9 protein-coding genes are annotated in these 18762 nt (G+C 70.9%); 5 read left to right on the top strand and 4 right to left on the bottom strand.

Annotated features, from left to right (window positions below; translation table 11 throughout):
• Window positions 1–61: 61 nt before the first annotated feature.
• Together G361_RS0105785 and G361_RS0105780 are read right to left on the bottom strand one after the other, a co-directional pair.
• Window positions 62–1558 (bottom strand): AAA family ATPase, encoded by a 1497-nt coding sequence (locus G361_RS0105785; protein ID WP_019926115.1) that lies wholly within the window; start codon window positions 1556–1558, stop codon window positions 62–64.
• On the bottom strand, window positions 1555–2547 hold the full coding sequence (locus G361_RS0105780) for an Acg family FMN-binding oxidoreductase (RefSeq protein ID WP_019926114.1): 993 nt from the start codon (window positions 2545–2547) through the stop codon (window positions 1555–1557). Before G361_RS0105780 ends, G361_RS0105785 begins: the two co-directional genes overlap by 4 nt.
• Window positions 2548–2696: 149 nt before the next feature.
• On the opposite strand from G361_RS0105780, the gene G361_RS0105775 reads away from it, so the two are divergent.
• Both G361_RS0105775 and G361_RS0105770 read left to right on the top strand, forming a co-directional pair.
• Complete coding sequence (locus G361_RS0105775) at window positions 2697–5870, top strand: HAD-IA family hydrolase (RefSeq protein WP_036494589.1); 3174 nt, start codon at window positions 2697–2699, stop codon at window positions 5868–5870.
• Between the two features lie 54 nt (window positions 5871–5924).
• On the top strand, window positions 5925–6548 hold the full coding sequence (locus G361_RS0105770; RefSeq protein WP_026342740.1) for a maltokinase N-terminal cap-like domain-containing protein: 624 nt from the start codon (window positions 5925–5927) through the stop codon (window positions 6546–6548).
• A 36-nt stretch (window positions 6549–6584) separates the two neighbouring features.
• Here the strand turns inward: G361_RS0105770 and G361_RS0105765 are convergent, their stop codons facing one another.
• Window positions 6585–8381, bottom strand: a complete 1797-nt coding sequence (locus G361_RS0105765; RefSeq protein ID WP_019926111.1) for an FAD-dependent oxidoreductase — start codon at window positions 8379–8381, stop codon at window positions 6585–6587.
• A 19-nt stretch (window positions 8382–8400) separates the two neighbouring features.
• Window positions 8401–9744 carry an NAD(P)/FAD-dependent oxidoreductase gene (locus G361_RS42440; protein ID WP_052172740.1) on the bottom strand — a complete coding sequence of 448 codons (1344 nt, stop codon included), beginning with the start codon at window positions 9742–9744 and terminating at the stop codon, window positions 8401–8403.
• 173 nt (window positions 9745–9917) lie between these two features.
• Between G361_RS42440 and G361_RS0105755 the strand changes: the two genes are divergently transcribed.
• The 3 genes from G361_RS0105755 (at window position 9918) to G361_RS0105745 (ending at window position 18746) form a co-directional block, all read left to right on the top strand.
• A complete protein-coding gene (locus tag G361_RS0105755; RefSeq protein ID WP_026342739.1) occupies window positions 9918–10556 on the top strand; it encodes a TetR/AcrR family transcriptional regulator in 639 nt (212 codons plus the stop codon).
• Window positions 10557–10578: 22 nt separating this feature from the next.
• Entirely contained in the window at window positions 10579–11262 is a 684-nt protein-coding gene (locus G361_RS0105750; protein ID WP_019926108.1) for an alpha/beta fold hydrolase, read from the top strand.
• A 248-nt stretch (window positions 11263–11510) separates the two neighbouring features.
• Complete coding sequence (locus G361_RS0105745; RefSeq protein ID WP_019926107.1) at window positions 11511–18746, top strand: non-ribosomal peptide synthetase; 7236 nt, start codon at window positions 11511–11513, stop codon at window positions 18744–18746.
• Window positions 18747–18762: the final 16 nt, after the last annotated feature.

The raw sequence follows: 18762 nt of genomic DNA, 5'->3' as shown, positions 1-18762 counted from the left end.
CGATCATCACCGTAGGGGCCGTGATCCGCCGCCGATACGGCCGAAAGTCCTCTTCTGCCGGTCAGCGGTCCGGCGCGTACCACGCGCGCAGCGCGGCGGCGGTGGTGTCCGGCAGTGCGGCGGTGGTGTCGAGGGGAAGTGCCTCCGGCCACGGTTCCGCCTCGGCGGCCATCGCCGCGGCAATGGCCGCGGTGGCGTCGGATTCGCTGTGCCGGCGCGCCTCGATCCGGGCCGCGGCTGTGGATTGCGGTGCACGGCAGAGTAATTCGACCATCTCCGCCGAGGTCTCGGCGGCGAGGGCGGTCGCGGCGCGGCGATGCGCGGCCGCCTGCCAACCGGCATCCAGCACGACGCTGCGGCCGTGGCCGAGGTGGTCGCGGGCCTGTGCCAGCAGTTCGCCGTACACGCGGTCGCGCGCGTCCCGGGTGTAGGCGCCGCGGCCGTAACTACCGGCCGCGCCGGTGACGGCGCCGGTCTCGCGCATCCGGGCGCGCACCCGATCACTGGCGATCACGACCGCGCCGGTGGCCTCGGCGAGGGCGCGCGCGACCGTGGACTTGCCGGTCCCCGGCAGCCCGCCGACCAGCGCGAGCCGGACCGTCCCGGCCGCCAGGTGCCGCAGCGCGATCTCGGTGTGCCGCGCCGCGCGATCGGCGGCCCGCGGATCGCCCTGTTCGTGCCGCATGCCGTCGACCTTGGCGCGCACGGTCGCGCGATAGGCGAGGTAGTGGTGCCACAGCGACGGCGGCGCCGGGTCGGCGGTGTGGGCCCGGTAGCGATCGCCGAGTTCGGCGGCGAGTTCCGGATGTCCCAGGAATTCGAGATCCATTGCGAGAAAAGCGATATCGTCGAGGCGGTCGACGCAGCGCAGCCGATCGTCGAAGTCGAGGCAGTCGATGATCCGGAAACCGTCGGGCAGTAGGTAGATGTCCCCGGCGTGCAGATCGCCGTGGCCGTCGACCACGCGGCCGTCGGCGATGCGGGCCTCGAACAGCGGAACACGCCCGGCCACATAGCTTTCCATCAGTCGCGTGAGCCGCGCGGTGGTCCCGGCCGGTACCGGAGGCTCGATCAGCCCGTCCAGCAACGATTTCCACCGGGTGCGCAGGGCGTCCGCGGTCCCGGCCGCGGCCACGTCCGCGTCGCGGCGGGCGGTGTCGTGGAAGCCGATGAGCGTCTCGACCAGGGCCGGAAGCAGTTCCGCCGCGCGGACCGGATCCTCGATCACGGTGCTGAGCCGGGCGCGTTGCGGGAGTCGGCGCATCACCAGGGCCGGTTCGTCCGGTTCCCCACCGGGCGGATGGAAACATCCGATTCCCAGATACACGTCCGGGGCCAGCCGCCGGTTGAGCCGCAGTTCCCGCTCGAGGGCCTCGGCCCGCAGCGCACGGGTGCCGAAGTCGAGGAAGTCGGTCACGATCGGCTTCTTGACCTTGTAGGCGCGGTCACCGCACAACACGACCAGCCCGGTGTGGGTTTCGTGCAGCACGGCGTAGGGCTCGCCGTCGGGTCCGCTCCGGGAGGTGTAGACCCCCTGAGCGGCGGCGGTGCCGCTCATCCGGGCACGATCCGCAGGATCTCCGACAGGGGCAGCCGCGGCGTGGGTTCCGGGGCCGGCCGATCCGCGGGCGCGGTGCCGATACGGGCCAGTACCTGCGGCAGCGCCGGGCCGCCGACCAGATCACGGATGATCGCGCGGCTGCGGTCGTATTCGGTGAGATGGGTCAGCGGACAGGTCGCGTATCCGGCGACGGTGCTCTCCAGCAGGACCGTCGACAGCGCCTCCCCGCAGCGCAGCACATCCCCGGCGGCGTCGGTATCGGTGGACAGCGCGATCACCACCGAACGGTCGGCGACCTCCTCGGTGTGCGGCGCGGCCGCGGCCGGGGCCGGCATCCGGCGGCCCACCGGAACCTTCTCCTGTTCCGCGGCCGCGGTCAGCGCGGCGGCCGGGATACCGGTGGAACCGATGACATGCCCTGTCCACCACTGCAATTCGGCCTGATATCCGGCGTCGTAGCGACGCAGGTCGGCGGTGAGCCGGGAGGCCCGCGCGAGTTCGGGGCGGCTGTCCTCGGACAGCACATCGATCACCGCGAACGAGGGATCGATGATCGACCGCAGCACGGCCTCGAAGCGATCCCAGTTCTCCGGCGCGGCGAACGGCAACCGGTCGGTGCGGCGGCGCAGGATCGCGTCGGCCCGGTCGCGGTCGGCTTCGGTGACGATCATCGCCTCGGCGAATCGGACCGTCGCCAGATGATCGTGGCGATTCGGATCCGGGAGCCGGTCGGCCTCGGTCCGCCACCCGGCCGCCGCCAGCGCGGCCCGCAGATGCCCGAGGGCGATACCGCATCCGAGGACCAACTGCCGCCCGCTGCTGTCGGTATTGGGCAGCGACCGCTCGCGGACCGCGAACAGTTGCAGCGTCACACCGTCGAAGACCCACAGCCACGGCTGACTGTTGTGCAGCGAGGGGGCCCGACCGGCGAGCAGGACCGCCCTCTCGATGATCTCTCCGGAAGGGACGGGGTTCATGTTCTCCACGGTAGAAGGCTCGGCGACCGCTCGCCGGAATCCTTTCGCCGCCGCCCGCCGTATCCCGGTCCGGACCTGGCGAAGTTCCGGACGGGCGTCGCCCGATCGTGATCTCGCGACGGCTCGCGCCCGGGTCCGGTGGAACAATGGACCGGGACATGGCACCGGCGACGATCGATGCGCGGCGATACGATGCGGTGATCTTCGACATGGACGGCGTGGTCACCGACAGCGCGGCCATCCATGCCGCCGCGTGGACCGAACTGTTCGCCGAGTTCTTCGCCTGCCACGACCCGCTGCCCGGCGAGGACACCCGGCCGTTCACCCCCGCCGACTATCTGCGGTGGATCGACGGGAAACCTCGCCTCGCGGCGATCCGCGATTTTCTCGCGGCCCGCCGGATCGCGCTCGCCGGGGACGACGCCGCGGTGCGTGCGCTGGGTGATCGCAAGAACGAACTGTTCCTGGGCCGGGTGGCTCGCGCGGGCGTGCCGGTGTTCGAGTCGACGGTGGCGGTCGTGCGGCGGTTGCAAGCGGCCGGGGCCGGTACCGCGGTGTTCTCGGCCAGCCGCAATTGCGCGGCGGTGCTGCGGGCCGCGGGGGTCGCGGAGCTGTTCCCGGTCCGGGTCGACGGTGTGGTCGCCGCGGAGTCGGCGCTGCCGGGGAAACCCGATCCGGCGATGCTGCTGGCGGCGGCGCATCGGCTCGGCGCCGCGCCGGAACGCACAGTGGTGGTGGAGGATTCGGAGGCGGGGGTGCGGGCCGGGCGGGCCGGTGACTTCGGCCTGGTGATCGGCGTCGATCGCGGCGCGCATGCGCGGCGGCTGCGGGATGCGGGGGCCGATGTCGTGGTGGGCGATCTGGCGGAGGTCGAGGTGCGTGGCGAGGATCGGTTCGCCTGTGGCGTGCCCGGCCACCGGCGGCCAGCCGAGGAGGCACCCTCGTGGGTCCTCGACTACGACGGGTACGACCCGGCCGCCGAGCGATTGCGCGAGGCGCTGTGCACGGTCGGCAACGGATATCTCGCGGTGCGCGGTGCGGCACCGGAATCCGTTGCGGGCGAGCATCATTACCCCGGCATGTATGTCGCGGGGATCTACAACCGGCGCACCGACGAGATCGACGGGCACACCGTCGAGAACGAGAGCCTGGTCAATCTGCCCAACTGGTTGCCGGTCACCTTCCGGATCGACGGTGGCGCCTGGTTCGATCTCGACGCGGCCGAGATCCTCTCGTATCGGCAGCAATTCGATCTGCGCCGGGCGCTGCTGATCCGCCGGTTCCGGGTCCGCGACGCCGCCGGGCGCATCACCGCGGTGCGTCAGCGGCGCTTCGCCGCGATGCACTCACCGCATCTGTGCGCGCTGGAAACCCTTCTCACCGCGGAGAATTGGGCCGGTCGGCTGGAGATCCGCACCACGATCGACGGTGACGTCCGCAATACGCTGGTGGCGCGGTATCGCGATCTGTCGGATCGTCATCTGGAACAGATCTCGGCGCGGGAACTGTCGGCCGATTCGGTCCTGATGACGGTGCGCACCAACGGTTCCCGGATCCCGATCGCGGTCGCCACCCGGCACGCCGTTCGCCTCGGCAACGGAACATCCACTGCCGCCGGTGAATTCACCAACGGCGGCGGCAGCGCCGGACATCTCTTCGCTCTCGATGTCGCGCAGGGGGATTCGATCACCCTCGAGAAGGTGGCCGCCGTCGCGACGGGCCGCGACCATGCCGTCTCCGCACCCGGCGAGGATGCGGCCCGCCGGTTGTCCGGGGCGGCCGGATTCGAGGAGCTGCTCGCGGCCCACACCGTCGCCTGGTCGCACCTGTGGGACCGCCTGTGTCTGGAACTCGACAATGGTGAGCACGCGTTGCGGGTGCTGCGCCTGCATCTGCTGCACGTGATCCAGACCCTGTCCCCGCACACCGCCGACCTGGACGTCGGGGTACCTGCTCGCGGACTGCACGGCGAGGCGTACCGCGGTCATGTCTTCTGGGACGAGTTGTTCGTCTTCCCGATCCTCAACCCCCGCTTCCCGGCCTCGACCAGGGCGCTGCTGCGTTACCGGCATCGCCGGCTGCCCGAGGCCCGCCGCGCGGCCGCGAGCGCGGGCCGCCGGGGCGCGCAGTTCCCGTGGCAGTCGGGCAGCGACGGGCGCGAGGAGAGCCAGTCGCTGCACCTGAATCCGCTGTCGGGCCGGTGGTATCCCGATCCCAGTCACCGCGCGCATCACATCGGTGGCGCGATCGCCTACAACGTCTGGCAGTACTACCAGGTGACCGGCGATATCGAATTCCTCACCGAATACGGCGCCGAATTACTGGTGGACATCGCCCGATTCTGGGCCAGCGCCGCGGAATACGATCCGGCGACCGATCGCTGGCACCTGAACGGGGTGATCGGCCCGGACGAATTCCACTCCGGCTATCCCGCGGCACCGCGGGCCGGGGTGAACGACAACGCCTACACCAACATCATGGCCGTCCGGACGATCTGCCACGCACAATCGGCGCTGGCGCTGCTGGCGCCCCGCGATCGGGCCCACCTGTTCGAATCGCTCGGGGTCGAGCCGGACGAGCCGGAACTTTGGGACGCGGTCGGCCGCCGCCTGGCGATTCCGTTCCACGACGGCGTGATCAGCCAGTTCGCGGGTTATGAGCAACTGGCCGAACTGGATTGGGACCGATACCGCCGCACCTACCCGGATATCCAGCGGCTGGACCGCATCCTGGAATCCGAGGGCGACGACATCAACCGCTACCGCGCCGGTAAACAGGCCGACGTCCTCATGCTGTTCTATGTGATGTCGGCCGCCGAGGTCCGGGAGATCCTGCAACGCCTCGGCTACGACCTGCCGGGGGAGATGATTCCGCGCACCATCGACTATTACCTGGCCCGCACCTCACACGGTTCCACCCTCAGCGCCGTGGTGCACGCCTGGGTACTGGCCCGCACCGACCGCTGCCGCGCGATGGAATTCTTCCTCCAGGTCCTGGACGCCGATATCGCCGATATCCAGGGCGGCACGACCGAGGAAGGCATCCATCTCGGCGCGATGGCCGGCAGTATCGATGTGGTCCAGCGCTGTTTCTCGGGCCTGGAGATCCGCGACGATCGCCTGTTCCTCGACCCGCGATGGCCGCCGCAGCTGGGCGGCCTCACCTTCCGGATCGTCTACCGCGGCCACCGGCTGACCATTCGGATCGACACCACCCGAGTGGAGGTCCGCTCCGATCCCGGCACCGCGGCCCCGGTCGAGATTCATTGCGCCGCAACGGCACAACGCCTCTGCCCCGGCGGCGTAGTGCGCTGGCCGACCCGCGGGACCTGACCGCGACCCCGGACGCCCTCGATGCCGCGCACCCCGCTCTGCGACGATGGCCTCATGGCGACCGTGCACCGCACCACCCTCGAGCCCTCGAAACTCGACCTGCTGACCCGATGGCTGCCCACTCGCTCCTGGTACGCGGGCGGCCCGCAACCCTCGCTGACCAAGGCGGGCGGATTCCGTATCGACGATCCGGCCGGTGCGGTCGGGATCGAATTCATGGTCGTCACCGACACCGCGGCCGCGGACCCGATCGCCTACCTGGTGCCCATGACCTATCGCGCCGAACCACTGCCCGGCGCCGACGACGCGCTGATCGGCACCTCCGAGCACGGAGTTCTGGGCACCCGGTGGTTCTACGACGCCACCCGCGATCCCGTCTTCGTCACCGAGACCGTCCGGCTGGCCACCGGCGCCACCGTCGCGCAGGATCAGAACACCAGCGACACCGCCGATCCGTCGGTGACGGTGTCGCCCGCCGAATATCCGGCCGATCCGCGGGCCGATTCGGTCACCGACACCGATCGCGACACCGTGCTCGGACTCGGCGCCGGACAGCTTGTCGTCCACCGAATCCTCACCGCGACAACGGGTTCGACACCCGGTCAGGTGTGCGCGCCGTGGCGGGTCCCGGCGGGCGGGCTCGCGTCCGGTGTGTTCGTCCAGCTGACGACGCACTGAGCGACACGAGCCCGGTGGTTCTTCCCGTCGGCGGCGTCACATATCCAGTAGGTGGGGTAGGCCGGAGCGGTAGCGGTCGGCGTCGAGTTGCCGCAGGGCGGTGAATTCGGCGGGTTCGACCAGGGGAAAGATCGTCGCGCGCGGGCCGGGATCGTGCGCGGCGTCCATCACCGCGTTGGCGGCGGCGCGGCCGGATTCGTTGGCGCCCTCCATGGTTGCCAGATCGATGGAGGTGCGGACGTGGTCGCCGCCGAAGAACAGATTGGGGATCGCGCAGTGTGCGTCGGGGCGGTGGTCGTACGAGCCGACGGTGTTGACCAGCAGCGGGGTGTCGTTGTAGGTGGATCCGCCGGACCAGCGCACACCCGGATCCAGATGCCAGGAGGCGAGATCCTCGTCGCGCAGCCAGTCGGTGGTGGTGTTCAGCCAGGCCTGCAACTGTGCCCACGTCTCCTGCGCGACCTCCTCGGCGGTGCACTGCTTGGCGGGTTTGCCGAGTCGGATGCCGGGTGAATCCCAGTCCGACACATCGACACTCAGGCATTCGATCACCGTGCCGTCGCCGTAGCGGGCGGGGAAGTCGACCGGCCACATGGGCGCCTGCCGCAGGGCGGTGAGTGCCCACGGGGTGCCGAGGGCGGCGATATGCCCCTCCGGTAATCCGGTGGGCCGGTTCAGGTAGAACTGGATGCCCACCATCCAGTCGGTCACCAGTTCACGCATACCCGCCAGCCGCGGATCGGCCGCGACGATATCGTCGTCGAGCAGGTCCACGACGCGGTCCACCGGCATGGCGCAGACGTACCAGTCGGCGGTCACCCGGCTCGCCACACCGCCGCCGTCGCGCACCGTCACGTCGCCGATCCGGCCGCCGTCGAGGTTCAGACCCGTTGCGCGCGTGCCCATCTCGAACCGCACGCCGCGCGAGCGGAGGTGGTCGACCCAGGGATCGATCCACACCTCGTTGGTGGGACCGTCGAGGATCCGGTCCGCACCACCCTGGTACTGCGGATACAGGCCGGTGCTCGCGAGGACGAGCGCCTCGCCGATGGTGCCGATGGTGCGGGCCGAACTCAGATGCGGTTTGGCGGCCACCGTGATCCGGGTCAGCGCGGACACCAGATATTCCTGGTAGACCTGCGATTTGCCGTCCGCTCGCAGCATGTCCCACCACGAGATGTATTCCAGTTGCCCGTAGCGCCGCTCGGTGGAACAGGTGAACCACAACGCCATCTGCCGTCCGAAGAAGGCCAGTTCGGCCGGCGGCAGCCCGGGGATGAACGACAGCGCCGACACGATCGAGGACTGCACCAGTTCCGGTGTGAGCCGGGTGATTCCGCGCAGACCGACCGGGGCGAAGATCGGCGGCTGGTCGCGGAATCCGACGACCGCCGACTCCACCCGGATCAGGTTGTCGCGGACACCGTTCGGATTGCCCCGGAACGGGATCCGGCTCATGGTGTCCGGCACGTGCTGATAGCAGCCGGGGAAGAACCGGAAACCGTGCTCGCCGGGCAGATCCAGCCGCCCGCCCTGTCCGGTCCCCGGCACGCCCATACTGCGCGCCTTACCGCCGAGGTGGGCCGGCTCGTAAACCGTGACCGCGTAACCGCGCTCGATCAGTTCGTGCGCGGCGGACAGGCCGGACATCCCCCCGCCGAAGACGGCGACGTCGCGGCCGGCCGGCGCCGGCGAGCGCCGCCGCGGGGTGGCGGCGGCGGGGCCGGTCGTCGCCGCGGCGGCCGCGATCGAGACGCCGGCCAGCGCGGCGCCACGCAGCACCGTGCGACGCCGGATACCTGCCGGGTCCGCGGCCCGAGTGTGTTCATACATGCGGATCTCCCTGAGGGCGTTACCGATTCGGCGACATGTGCGCCGTGATGAGATGTGCCGGGCGCTGCAGCCAGCCCTCGGCGATCCCGCGCACCTCGTCCGCGACCTGGGACATCAGATCGCCGCGGCGACCGCGGGAGTTCCGGTAGGCCCGCGCGGTCATGGCGACCAGCCGGGCCGGGTCGAGGATCCGCGACGGCGCCCGGGTGCGCGACATCACCTCGAGGGTGGCGGCGGCCAGCCGCGGATCCGCGGCGGCCGCACGGTAGAGCTCGATCTCCAACGGCCCCATGGCTTCTCCGCGCGCGAGCCGGTTGGTCCAGCGGTACATCGCGGCGCATTCCCGTTCCCGGCGCCAGGCCCAGTCGCGTACCGCCCGGTCCAGGGCGGCCGGCTCGCCGAGTACAGGAGCCACCGCCGCGCCGAGCAGCCGCCCGTAGCGCAGCGCGTCACGGATGCCCTGGGCGGTGACCGGATCCTTGAAATGACCGGAGTCGCCGGGCAATGCCCAGCCGGGCCCGCCGGACCGCCGGAACCAGGAGGTCAGGCCGGTAGCCGAGCGCACCCGGCCCACTCGCTCGCAGCCCTGTAATCGGTTGCGCAGCGCGGGTATTCCCGCGACGGCGGTGCGGTAGGCCGCCTCGGCGGCGCCCGGTCCGGTCCCGGCGTATCCGGCGGGCGGCTGCACCAGGCACAGCATCAGGCCGTCGTCGCAGGGGAACGCGGTTCCCAGCAGCGGGCCCTCGCGCCACTGCGCGGCGATCTGCCGCCGATCCTCGTGCGGGTCCGTCCAATACGCGAAATAGCAGTCGCGGCCGCTGGGCTCGCTGCGGTACGGCTCGAGCGCGGCGACGAGCCGCGCCACCGTACTGCTGCGGCCGTCGGCGCCGATCACCAAAGGGGCGCGCAGTTCTCGCTCGCCCCGAGCGCGATCGCGATACCGCACGCCGGCGATCCGGCCGTCCACCCGGATCAACTCGTGTACCCGGCATCGTTCACGCACCTCGGCCCCCGCCGCGCGCGCGGTCGCGACCAGCGCGGCGTCCAGTGCCGGGCGGCGCACGCACTGGGCGTAGTCGATGCCGGTCACGGCGGGGAACCGGGCACGGATCTCGAATCCTTCCCCGGCGGCCAGCGCCTCGGTCAGCCGGGGCGCACCGGCGTCCAGTACCCGGTCGAGCGCGCCGAGCCGGCGCAACTCGACGACCCCGGCGGGCCAGAGCAGATGCGTGGACAGGGTGTCGGACGGAAAGGCGGCCGCGTCGAGCACCACCACCCGGCGGCCGGCGCCGGCGAGTTCGATCGCCGTCGCACAACCGGCGCAGCGCGCGCCGACCACGATCACATCGGTGTGTTCGGGCATCGATCCCACCATCTCGGATCCGGATCCCACGAGAGTCCCGGTCACTATGTCTCGGACACTATGTCCGACTATGTTACGGCCGATTCACCCCGGTCCGGGCGCGATCGGCGGAAATCGACGCATCCCGCGCGGTGCGGGCAGAATGGAGCCATGACCGCGCCGGGAAGCACCGCATGGCGTCGCTGACGCGCGTCGCGAAGGAGCGCCGACCGCAGCCGGACGACGACCGCCGCAGCGAGTTCGAGGCCCGGGTGCTGCGCGCGCTCGAGGAGTTGATGGCCGACGGCACCCCGTACACCGAACTGGCCGTCCAGCGCATCGCGACCGCCTCGCACATGGCGCGCTCGACCTTCTATCGCTACTTTCCGGACAAGAGTCAGCTGCTGATCCGGATGGCGGATCTCGCCACCGCCGATCTGTTCGCCGCCGCCGAGAACTGGTGGCGCGCCGATCACGCGGAGGCCCGGTACACCGTGGTCGTCGCGATGACCCAGATGATCGGTGGCTTCCGCCGGCACAGCGCCCTGCTCAACGCGCTGACGGAGGTCTCCGCCTACGACCGCGACGTCGGCCGGTACTGGCACGAGCGGGTCCGGCGGTTCCGCACGGTGGTCTGCGAACGCCTTGCGGCCGAACAACGTTCGGGCAATATCGACGGCCGCTTCGACGTCACCGGCACGGCGATCGTGCTGACCTCCATGGTGGAGCGGACCATCTCGGTGGCGTGCTCCGGTCAATCGCTGGTCGATGACCAGGTGCTCGCCGAATCCCTCGGCCGCGCCATCTGGCTCGTGGTCTACGGTGCGGGCTGAGCGCGAGTCGCGGGGAGCGGCAATGGGTTTGCACATTCGCGAGTGGGGCGCGGGGGACCGGACCGCCGTCCTGGTCCACGGCATGACCACCGACAGCGGATCGTGGTGGGCGCTCGGCCCGGTACTCGCACGACGTGGTTACCGGGTTCTCGCCCCGGACCTGCCGGGCCACGGCCGCAGTCCCCGTGGGGATTACACCCTGCGGAGTATGGGTGATGCGCTGGTGGCGGCGATTCCGGCGCAACCCGAACTGGCGGTGGGCCATTCCCTCGGCGGCCTGGTACTCGCGGCCGGGGTGGAACGGATCCGCCCCGCCCGCGCGGTCTATGTCGATCCGCCCTGGGGCGTGCCGCCTGGTGCGGAGGTGGGTGAGTTCCTGCGCGCCCAGCAGGGCTGGACCGTCGAGGAACTCGCCGCCTTCCACTTCCGGTGGCAGCCGGAGGCGGTGCGCGAGAAATATGCCGCCCTGGCGCGCTGGGATCCGGAATCCCTGGTCACCGCGGCGGATTTCCCCGGCCACCGGCCCGTCCCGCCGCCGGTGCCGTCCCTGGTGGTGGCGGCCGACGAGCAGCCGATGATCCACCCCGCGCTGGCCGAGCACCTGCGCGCCGACGGTTACGAGGTCCGGGTGGCGCCGGGCACCGGACATGTCGTCCACAACGACAGCCTCGACACCTTCCTCGCGACCGCCGAGGGATGGTTGTAGCGCCGCCGAAGGTTGTGGCGCCGACCGATTTTCGCGATCCGCGCCGCCACCGTAGCCCACGGGCCGTACGCTTCCCAGCCCCGGAAATTCCCGTTGACACCACTCACCGATCTTCGGTTAGGCTGTGCGGTGGGGATCGAGCATTTGCTCGGTCGTGGGTTTCATTGCGACGCAAAGGGTTCGGACCAACGGGTCGAGCCCGGGCGTCGTTCGGCCGTCGGTCGCAAGGGTTCACAGTGGGGTTGCTCATGTCTGTTTCCACACGTCTGCCACTGACCGCCTACCAGCGTGACATCTGGGCGGTCGCCGAACAACATCCGGATCTGCCCAGCTATCTCTGTTGTGCGGTATGGCATTTGGCCGTCCCCGTCGACGTGCCGGCCATGGTGGCGGCGGCGGAGCGTACGCTGGAACGCAACGACGCCCTCCGGATGCGCTACGGCGTGTCCGACGGTGTGCCCTATCAGGAGTTGCCGGCCGGCCGGATCCCGCCGGTGCGGGTGCTCGACGTCACCGACGCCGAGGACCCGGAAGCGACAGCGCAGCAGTACATTCGGGAGCTCACCGGCTCACCGATCGATATCACCGGCCCGGAACCGTTCCGCTTCACCATCATTCGGGCCGGAGATGCCTCGTGTCATCTGGTCACCACCGCGCACCACCTGACGGTCGACGCGACCGGACTGCGCAACTTCCGCACCGAGCTGCTGACCGACTATTCGGTGAGCACGAGCACCGGCGCCGCACCCGCACTGCCGGGGTCGTCGTTCGCCGAATGCCTGAGCTACGAACACGATTACCGGGCGAGCGCGCAGTACGGTATCGACCGCGACGCCCTCGCGGCCCGGCTGCGCGGGGTCGGCCCGGTGCTGTTCGATCGGCGGCACGGCATCGAGGAACTCGCACCGATCGTCACCCGGGGGTTCACCCTCGAACGGGAGCTGGTCGACCGCATCCGGGCGGCGGGCCTGTCGCTGTATCCGTACCTGTGCGCGATGCTCGGCCGCTACCTGTCGCAGGTGCTGCGCACCGAGGACATCATCCTCGGGGTCCCGTTCAGCAACCGCAACAATCCGGTCGAACAGGTCACCGTCGGCAACTTCGCCAACACCCTGCCCCTGCCGATCCGGACCACCGCCCACCCGACGGTCGCGGCGCTGGTGGACGCGGTGAAAACCGATGTGCGGCAATTGAAGCAGCACCAGCGCTACCCGCTCGGCGATCTGGTGGCGGAGCTGCGCCGGTCCGGCGACCGGGTGCAGCAGCTGTTCGACGTCACCGTCTCCTACGTCCGGCTGCCACCCGCGCGCGGCCGGGTCGAGGGCGTGCAGCAACCGGGGCAGTCGTCGGTGTCGACCACGTTCGGCGGCTCGGACCGGCCCGCCTACAGCCCGAACACGATGGCCTGGACGATCATGGAGGTCGACGAGGGCCCGCTGCCGATCCGGCTGGACTACGCCGCGGACGTCTTCGACGCCGACTACACCATCGAATCCGTGGTCGACGGGCTGATCACGCTGCTGGACAGCGGGATCGGGATGCTCGATGCCGATCCGGCCACCCTGCCGATGATGCCCGCGGCCGAGTACGACCTGCTGATCGACCGGCAGCGGACCACCGATCGGCCCTACGACGACCGCGTGAACGTGGCCGGCGCGATCCTGGCACAGGCCGAGCGCAGCCCGGAGGCCGTGGCACTGTACCCGGCCGCCGGACCGGCGCTCACCTACCGCGAACTCGCGGATCGGACGGTCGCGCTGTCGGTGCTGTTGCGGGAGAACGGTATCGGGCCCGGTGATCTCGTCGCGGTCGTACTCGAGCGCGGGGTCGATCTGGTGGTCGCGATCCTCGCCGCCCTGCACGCGGGCGCCGCCTATGTCCCGGTCGACCCGGGCTATCCGGCCGAGCGGGTCGAATTCCTGCTCACCGACAGCGCCGCGGCCGTGGCGCTGACCGACGCCGCCGGTGCGGCGATCGTCGCGCGCGCCGGGGTGACCGTGCTGACCTCCGACCGCTGGCCGGTGCGCATGGCGCCGGACGCGCCGCGCCCCGAGCCGATGCCCGGCGGCGCCGAACCGGCCTATGTGATCTACACGTCGGGTTCCACCGGCCTGCCCAAAGGTGTCGAGATCGAACACCATTCGGTGATCAACCGGCTGACCTGGATGCAGCGCCGGTACCCGCTGCGGCCCGGCGACGTGATCCTGCAGAAGACACCGTCGTCGTTCGACGTGTCGGTGTGGGAACTGTTCTGGTGGGGGCTCGCCGGCGCCCGCGCGGCGCTGCTGAAGCCCGGCGGCGAGAAGGATCCCCGCGACATCCTGGCCGCCGTCGGCGATCTCGGCGTCACGGTACTGCACTTCGTACCGTCGATGCTGACCCCGTTCCTGGACATGCTGGAAGCCCGGCCCGCCCTGGTGTCCCGGGCGGCCGGTCTGCGGATCGTCTTCTGTAGCGGCGAAGCGCTGCTGCCGCATCAGGTTTCGCGCTGGAACCGGGCCTTCGCCCCGCTCGGCGCCGCCGCGCCGCGGCTGGTCAATCTGTACGGCCCGACCGAGGCCACCGTCGACGTCGCCGCCCACGACTGCCCCGCCGACCCGGAGCTGCCGGTGACGCGGGTGCCACTGGGCCGGCCGATCGACAACACCCGCCTGTACGTCCTCGGACCCGGCGACCGGCCCCAGCCCACCGGCGTCCCCGGCGAATTGGGTATCGCGGGCGCGGGTGTCGCTCGCGGCTACCGGAACCGGCCCGAACCGACCGCGCAGAAGTTCGTCGCCGATCCGTTCCACCCGGGCGAGCGCATGTATCGCACCGGCGATCTGGTCCGCCGGTTGGCGGACGGTGACCTGGAGTACCTCGGCCGGATCGACCGTCAGGTGAAGATCCGCGGCAACCGGGTCGAGCCGGGGGAGGTGGAGAACGCCCTGGCCGCCCTGCCCGGCATCACCGCCGCCGCGGTCATCGATCTGCACACCCCCGGCCGCGGCACGTACCTCGCCGCCTACTGCGTGTCCGAGACTTTGCCCGAACCCGCCACGCTGCGGGCCGCGCTGGCGACGACGCTGCCGGAGTTCATGATTCCCGCCGAGTTCGTCGGCATCGACGCCATACCCCTGACCCCCAGCGGCAAGACCGACCGGGCCGCGCTCGCCGCGATCCGGCCCGACGGCGCCGCCGCCGCGGACAGCGGGCCGCGCACCCGGGTGGAGGAGCAACTCGCGCACGTCTGGCGCGAGGTGTTCGGCCACGAGTCGATCTCGGTGACCGACAACTTCTACGACCTCGGCGGCGACTCGATCCTGTTGCTGCGGGTCCGCGCCCGCGCCGAGGCGCGCGGATTGACCTTCGCCGCACGCGATCTCGCCGAATATCCCACCATCGCCGAACTGGCGGACCGGGTCCGCGTCGCGGCCACCGCGACGACGGCGGTGGCGCCGTTCGAACTGGTCGCGGTGATCGACCGGGCCCGGCTCGGCCATGTCGCCGACGCCTATCCGCTGACCCGGCTGCAACTGGGCATGCTGTTCCACAGCCGCGAACGTGCCGAAACTCCGCTCTACCAAGACGTTTTCCGGTACTCCCTGCGCATGGACTGGGACGAGCGGGCGTTCCGGGCCGCGCTGGCGCGGGCCGTCGACCGGCACCCGGTGCTGCGCACCTCCTTCGAACCGGCCGCCTTCTCCGAGCCGTTGCAGCTGGTCCACCGCCGGGTGGAACCACCGCTGACGATCACCGACCTGCAAGGGGCCGGTCCGGCGGCGGCCGATACCGTCGTGGCCGGTCACATCACCCAACGCCGCTGGGAGCCCTACGATTTCGACCGGCCGGGCCTGTTCCACGTGGCGATCTTCCGGCATACGGACCGGATCGACCTGGTGTTGTCGTTCCACCACGCGATCCTCGACGGCTGGAGTGTGTCCACGCTGCTGTCGGAACTGCTGGCCGACTATCGCTCCCCGGACCGGGGATCCGGCGCCGAACCGGATCTCCCGTCGTTCGCCGAATACGTCCGGGCCGAACGGAACTCGATCGCCGATCCGGCCGACCGCCGGTACTGGACCGAACTGCTCGCCGGCGCCGAATCCACCCGTATCCCCGGTATGCGTCCGCACGTCCCGATCGACCCCGCCGCCGGACCCGCCGCGAATGCCCGGATGTCCGTGTCGATTCCGATCCCCGCCACCCTGCGGGACCGGGTGGACCGGCTGGCCGCCGACACGCACCTGCCCCTGAAGACCGTGCTGCTGACCGCCCACCTCTGCACCCTGAGCCGGTTGTCCGGCCGCACGGACGTCACGACGGGCGTCGTGACGCACGGCCGACCGGATCTGCTCGACGCCGAGCGCACGGCCGGGTTGTTCCTCAACACCACCCCGTTCCGGCTGGATCTCGCGCGGTACGGCAGCCGCCACGAGGTCCTCGCCGCCCTGTTCGCGCAGGAGCGGAACAGCGCGCCGCACAAGCGTTTTCCGCTCACCGAGATCCAGGGCGAGCTCGGCCTCACGGTGGACACGGCGTTCAACTACATCCACTTCCACGCCTTCGGCGCGACCCTGCGGGCCCTGGACGTGGAACTGCTCGGCGTCGACGTCCGCGAGGACACCAACTTCGCGTTGCTGGTCAACGCCGTCCGCAGCCCGTCCGACGGCAATCTGTCGTTGCGCATCGACGGCGATCCCGCGCACTACACCCACGAGCAGCTGATGCTGATCGGCAGCACCTACCTGTCGATCCTGCACCTGCTCGCCGACGATCCCACCGCCCCGGCCGATTTCGGCGCACCCGCGCCCGCCGTACCGCGCAGGGCCGCGCCGGACACCGGATCCGGCACTGTGATCGATCTGTTCGACGCCTGCGCGGCCGCAGCACCGGACACTGTCGCCGTCCAATTCGGTACCCGGACCATCACATACGCGGCACTGGCCGACATGTCCGGCCGGATCGCGGCGGCCCTGGTGGCCCATGGGGTCCGGCCCGGCGACCGGATCGCGCTGGCGGCGGACCGCGGCCCGGAATCGGTGGCGGCCGTACTCGGCATCGCGAAGGCCGGCGCCGCCTGCGTACCGCTGGACGTGAGCTATCCGCAGCCGCGCCTGCGCGCCATGCTCGACCAGGCCCGCCCGTTCGCGGTGATCACCGGTGCCGGATTCGAAACGGTGGTGCCGCAGCAGTATTCGCGCCTGAGCCTCGACGCGCTGCTCGACTCGGCCACCTCGGCCGAGCTGCCCGCGCTCGACCCGGCCTCGACCGCGTACGTCCTGTTCACCTCCGGCTCGACCGGCGCCCCGAAGGGGGTGGCCATGCCGCACCGCGCGCTGGCGAACCTGATCCGCTGGCAGCTGTCGGCGCCCACCGGCCGACTACCGGAGACCGGACGAGCCCCGGCGACAACGCAATTCGCGCCGCTGTCGTTCGATGTCTCGTTCCAGGAGATCTATTCGACGGTGTGCGGTGGCGGGCGGCTCATCCTGCTGACCGAGGAGCAACGCCGCGATCTGCCCGCCCTGGCCGGTCTGCTGAGCGCCACCGGCGCCGAGCGGATCTTCCTGCCCTATGTGGCCCTGCAACAACTCGCCGAGGCCGCCACCCGGCTGGGTACCGCACCGGCGACGCTACGGGTGATCATCTCCTCCGGCGAACAGCTCCGGATCACCGACGAGATCCGCGCCCTGTGCGCCGCCGGCACCGGCGTGATCCTGGAGAACCAATACGGCCCCACCGAAACCCACGTCGCCGCCGGTCACACCATGATCGGCGATCCGGCGCGGTTCCCGGTGCTGCCACCGATCGGCAAACCGATCGGCAACGCCGAGATCCTCATCCTGGACGAGCGATTGCGGCCGGTGCCCGACGGGGTGCCCGGCGAGATCCATCTCGGCGGCGCGGCCCTCGCCGACGGTTATCTCGGCCGGCCCGATCTCACCGCGGCCGCCTTCGGGCCGCATCCCGGCGCGCCGGGCGCCCGGCTCTACCGCACCGGCGATATCGGCCGCCGGCTGCCCGGCGGTGAGGTGGTGAGCGACGGCCGCCGCGGCGGACAGGTCAAGATCCGCGGCCATCGGGTGGAACCGATGGAGGTGGAACTGGCCCTGCAACGGGCCACCGCGGCGCTGCCCGGTGTCACCGAGGTGGCCGTCGTCGCGCACCACGGCGACGGCGATTCGAGTGCGCACACCCGGCTGGTGGCCTTCCTCGTCGGTTCCCGCGCCGGGGTGGACGAATCCGGCGTCCTCGCCGCGCTGCGGGAATGGCTGCCCGAGTACATGATTCCCGGCCGGCTGGTCTGGCTGGACGCGATGCCGTTGACGCCCAGCGGGAAACGCGCCGACGCCGTCCTGGCCGCCACCGCGCTCCCGGCCCCGGCGGCGGTCGACGCGGTGCCGCCGCGCACCCCGGTCGAATCGGTGGTGGCGGCACTGATGGCCGAAACGCTGGGACTGCCCGGAATCGGTGTCCACGACGACTTCTTCGCACTCGGCGGCACCTCGCTGACCGCGGTGCGGCTGATCGTGTCCCTCGAACAGCGCTTCGGGATATCGCTACCGGTCTCCACGCTGGCCACCGGTCCCACGGTGGCCGCGCTGGCCGCACTGCTGCGCGAGCGGCCGGACGCGGAGTTCGATCCGCTGGTCCGGTTGCGCGACGGCGACGGCGCCCCACTGTTCCTGGCGCCGCCGATCGGCGGAAATGTGCTCTGCTACGTCGAATTGGGCAAACTGCTGCCCGCGGGCAGACCGTTGTACGGGTTGCAGTCCGCGGGCCTGCAACCGGGCAGTACCGCATCCGCCTCGATGCGGGAGATCGCGCGCGACCATCTCGCGGCGATCCGGCGGATCCAGCCGGAGGGGCCCTATCACCTGGGCGGCTGGTCGCTGGGCGGGATGACGGCCTTCGAGATGGCGCGACAGCTGACCGAGGCCGGCGAGGAGGTGGGCACGCTGGTGCTGATCGACGCCATGACCGTCGGGCCCGGTGGCCCCGCGGCGCCGGTGTCGCAACGCCGGCTGCGGGAATTCTTCCTCTGGGAGTTGCTGTTACCGGCACGCGGCGGGGACGATGCGGCCGTCGAGATCCCCGCCGGACTCGAAAACGACGACGAGGTATTCGATTTCATGCTCGCGGCCGCCGTCGAGGCGGGTGTGCTGCCGGCCGTCGGCTCCCGGGCGCTGGTCCGGCGATTGTTCGACGTGTTCGTGAACAATTGGCGCGCCTTCACCGACTATCGCCCGCAGCCCTATCCGGGCCGGATCACGTTGCTGCGCGCCGCCGAACCGCTACCGGCGATGCTGCGCCTGTCCCACGACCGGGTCGGCACCCTGCATCGGGACCCGACCAACGGCTGGGACGCCTGCGCCGCCGGCGGTCTCGAGGTGGTCGAGGTATCCGGCGATCACCTCACCCTGATCCAGCCGCCCCGCGTCGCCGAGGTGGCCGCCCAGCTCGAACGGTTGCTCGGCCCGGCGGCGGCAGGTGTCTCGTGAATCGTTCCGTTCCCCG

The organism is Nocardia sp. BMG111209 (assembly GCF_000381925.1).
GTDB lineage: Bacteria > Actinomycetota > Actinomycetes > Mycobacteriales > Mycobacteriaceae > Nocardia.
Note: the sequence above shows the minus strand (reverse complement) of the source record. Positions and strands in the feature narration are given on the sequence as shown.

Bases quoted from the DNA above. Each gene is read 5' to 3' on its own strand.
- G361_RS0105750 (WP_019926108.1), top strand. From the start codon at position 10,579: ATGGGTTTGCACATTCGCGAGTGGGGCGCGGGGGACCGGACCGCCGTC.
- G361_RS0105785 (WP_019926115.1), bottom strand. From the start codon at position 1,558: ATGAGCGGCACCGCCGCCGCTCAGGGGGTCTACACCTCCCGGAGCGGA.
- G361_RS0105765 (WP_019926111.1), bottom strand. From the start codon at position 8,381: ATGTATGAACACACTCGGGCCGCGGACCCGGCAGGTATCCGGCGTCGC.
- G361_RS0105770 (WP_026342740.1), top strand. From the start codon at position 5,925: ATGGCGACCGTGCACCGCACCACCCTCGAGCCCTCGAAACTCGACCTG.
- G361_RS0105775 (WP_036494589.1), top strand. From the start codon at position 2,697: ATGGCACCGGCGACGATCGATGCGCGGCGATACGATGCGGTGATCTTC.
- G361_RS42440 (WP_052172740.1), bottom strand. From the start codon at position 9,744: ATGCCCGAACACACCGATGTGATCGTGGTCGGCGCGCGCTGCGCCGGT.
- G361_RS0105755 (WP_026342739.1), top strand. From the start codon at position 9,918: ATGGCGTCGCTGACGCGCGTCGCGAAGGAGCGCCGACCGCAGCCGGAC.
- G361_RS0105745 (WP_019926107.1), top strand. From the start codon at position 11,511: ATGTCTGTTTCCACACGTCTGCCACTGACCGCCTACCAGCGTGACATC.